The organism is Streptomyces sp. NPDC001204 (assembly GCF_053598035.1).
The window spans coordinates 1-1,879 of record NZ_JBSFJL010000087.1 but is presented as its reverse complement, the minus strand read 5'-3'; the positions used below and the strand labels follow the sequence as shown (position 1 = coordinate 1,879).

1 protein-coding gene and 2 pseudogenes are annotated in these 1,879 nt (G+C 67.9%); all 3 read right to left on the bottom strand.

The window, feature by feature from the left end:
* Positions 1 to 88: pseudogene (locus ACWC91_RS41475) on the bottom strand (transposase); the annotation flags it as partial.
* A 13-nt stretch (positions 89 to 101) separates the two neighbouring features.
* The gene (locus tag ACWC91_RS41470) at positions 102 to 1,187 is read right to left on the bottom strand and encodes an IS110 family transposase (RefSeq protein WP_450645074.1); all 1,086 of its coding nucleotides are present in this window, start codon (positions 1,185 to 1,187) and stop codon (positions 102 to 104) included.
* Between the two features lie 203 nt (positions 1,188 to 1,390).
* Positions 1,391 to 1,879, bottom strand: a pseudogene (locus tag ACWC91_RS41465) (winged helix-turn-helix domain-containing protein); the annotation flags it as partial.

Sequence of the window (1,879 nt, the reverse complement as noted above, 5' to 3'; positions counted from 1 at the left end):
TGAGGTCAGGTGCGTAGGAGGGCAGCTGGAAGACGGTGAGCCAGTCATGCTCGGCCGCGTACTTCTTCATGCCGGCGGCCAGGTGGGTGTTGAGGATGCCCCTATGTTGCGTCAAGTGGCGCAGGTGAAGTCGGGAGAGGCGTCATCGGCTGGATCTGGCGGTAGATTTCGCGGGCGACGTAACGTTTGAGGCAGCGGATGATCTCGCGTTTCGACATGCCCTGTTTCGTGCGTCGTTCGAGGTAGAGGCGTGTGCGTGGGTCACGGCGGAGGCGCGTCACGACGATGCGGTAGAGGGCGGCGTTGGCCTGGCGGTTGCCTCCACGGTTCAGGCGCCGCCGCTGGGTCTTCCCGGAGGATTGCTCGACGGGGCTGACACCACACAAAGCGGCGAACGAGGCTTCGCTGGCCAGCCGCTCCGGATTGTCGCCGGCGGCAATCAGCAAGGCAGAGGCGCTGTCGGGTCCAACACCGACGAGGTCCAGGAGCTGCGGATGGCAGCGGCGGACAGCCTGGTTGACACGGCGGGTGAGTTCCTTCACCTCGGCGGTCAGCTGCTGGATGCGGCGGGCCAGCAGCCGGAGTGTGAAGACGGCCGCGTCGCCGCTGTCGGGAAGGTCGGCGCACCGGGCGATCAGGGACGAGTTGCTGAGCTCGGACAGGACCTCACGCAGCTCGGGATCGATGCCAAGTAGGACGGCCTTGAGCTGGTTCTTCGCCTGGGTGCGGGCCTTGACCGCCGACTCCTTCGCCAACCGCAGGACACGCATGTCGGCGGCCGGGCCCTCACCGGTCTTGGGCGTGACGTCAGCGCGTCCGGACAGCACCGCGCGGGCGGCGGCCTCGGCATCGACGGCGTCGGTCTTGCCGCGCTTGCGGCGCAGGCTGCGATCTGGTTGGTTCACCTCGACGACCCGGACGTTCTCCCGGCTCAAGAAGCGTGCCAGAGCGGCACCGTAGGATCCGGTGCACTCCACGCCGGCCCGATGCGGGGTGCCGAAAGACCGGGCCCAGCAAAGGAGTTGGCGGTATCCCGCGGCGGTGGCGGGGAACTCCTGATGGGCCAGGAGTGTGCCGAGCACGGTGACCACGGCGGCAACATGGACGTCCTTGTGGGTGTCCACTCCCAGGATCACGTCCTCTGCCGGTAGATCTTCCGGCTGTGCGGGCAGAGTCGGCTGGGGCATGCTGGTGATGGTCACGCGGCTCCTCGATCGGCACGGGGCTGTGGCCGACGTCGGACCGGTGAGCGGTCAGAACTGTGACGGTGCCTTGTGCGGCAAGGCCCCTATCGGGACACGCCCGCCGGTCCGGCGGCAGCAAGCACCGCCCGGGACTCGAGCCGACAGATCCTGAACAAGGCATCCAAGGCCAGTTGTCCCACGGGTCAGACCCCAGCCCCGAGCGGTGCCCCATGAGTCTCACAGTTGTCCCAGACGAGCACGATGGGCCCGCCGAGCTGGATGTGCGCTCTTACCACCAGGTCCCGGTAGTCGGTCCAGGCAAAGCTCTTGCGGGCGCCTTTCAAGGGCAGATGGATCCGTGGCCGGTAGATCAGCCTGCTCTGACGGCCGGGCTTGTAGCAGCACAGGGCTGCTACCGAGATTCGGCGCCTGGACCTGCCACGGACACGCACAACGGGAGTGCGACCACGCAAGCCCCAGGTGCGGGCCTTGGGCGGGGTCATCGAGAATCCGGCCTCGTCCTCGAAGACGACCCAGGCCCCGAGCCCCGCCGCGGTGCTTCCACCAGCGGCCACACCTCCTTCTTCCACAGCGTGACCGCGTCTTCGTCCCGTTCGAGAGCACGCCGGGTCGGCGCCTGCCAGGACCAGCCGTGCCGCTTCAACAGCCGCCACACGGTCGCCACCGACAGGCTC

Bases quoted from the DNA above. Each gene is read 5' to 3' on its own strand.
- ACWC91_RS41470 (WP_450645074.1), bottom strand. From the start codon at position 1,187: ATGCCCCAGCCGACTCTGCCCGCACAGCCGGAAGATCTACCGGCAGAG.